Raw genomic sequence first — 871 nt, 5'->3', positions numbered from 1 at the left:
TATATACAGGAATACGGGGCTAAGCTTGGGCAATTTGGTTAATCCGCAATTCAGTTTTCGGTAAACAAGAGAGGACAGGTGATATGGATAACACGTTTCTCGATTTACCCATGGATGATGAAGATTGTTTATTGCCCTTGCAATCAGCTTCAATCAGTTGCCGTATTGCTGTAGGGCCAGATAAGGACAAAATAGTACTTGCCTTGCAAACCTTGCCCGAAAAAGACGATGATAACTATGGTCATTTAGCTCAAATAGGCGGTTTTAGCTTACTTGTTAGGGAGTTTGCTGACAGCCACGAATCTGAGAAACTGGAACGGCTATGTCGGTACATGTATTGGTCAAAACCGGACATCCTGGTATGAGGCCTCTCGGGCTGCTCTGTACGTTTTTCGGACCTTGAGACTATAAATTTCCCACCCTATTGATCAGTAGATTTACATTAAAATCATATACACACTGTGATGCCAATTCAAGATAAAGGCGCCATTGCTAGTAACTCACTCTCATACCTATAAACGACATCGTCCAGAGCAGACGTTACTGTATCAATTGGTCGAACGCCACTACCCAGAATTTCAGAAGCAGCTTTCACAAAAAGGGAAGTCGTTACCACTTCATGTGGTAAAAGAGTTTGAAGAGTTTCTTAGGTGTGGTCGGCTTGAGCATGGTTTTTTGCGTGTAGTTTGTGACGACTGCAAGCATGAGAAACTGCTGGCGTTCAGCTGCAAACGCAGGGGATTTTGCCCAAGTTGCGGTGCAAGAAGGATGGCAGAAAGTGCCAAGTTGTTAGTTGAAGATGTTCTTCACGGTTACCCTGTACGCCAATGGGTATTGAGTTTACCCATCCCGCTTCGTCTACTTCTAGCTA

Annotated in this window: 2 protein-coding genes; both read left to right on the top strand. The window is 44.1% G+C overall.

Annotated features, from left to right (window positions below):
• The first annotated feature begins 83 nt into the window (after nucleotides 1-83).
• Nucleotides 84-365 carry a hypothetical protein gene (locus C6Y40_RS12800; protein ID WP_020745568.1) on the top strand — a complete coding sequence of 94 codons (282 nt, stop codon included), beginning with the start codon at nucleotides 84-86 and terminating at the stop codon, nucleotides 363-365.
• Nucleotides 366-477: 112 nt separating this feature from the next.
• Nucleotides 478-871 (top strand): transposase zinc-binding domain-containing protein (locus tag C6Y40_RS12795; RefSeq protein WP_240621952.1); only part of this gene is annotated, 394 nt, incomplete at its 3' end.

This window comes from Marisediminitalea alba (genome assembly GCF_002993365.1).
Taxonomy (GTDB): Bacteria; Pseudomonadota; Gammaproteobacteria; order Enterobacterales; family Alteromonadaceae; genus Alteromonas; species Alteromonas alba.
The sequence above is the reverse complement of the archived record's forward strand: the minus strand, read 5'-3'. Positions and strand labels throughout refer to the sequence as shown.

Coding starts and splice junctions, on each gene's coding strand:
- C6Y40_RS12800 (WP_020745568.1), top strand. CDS start 84: ATGGATAACACGTTTCTCGATTTACCCATGGATGATGAAGATTGTTTA.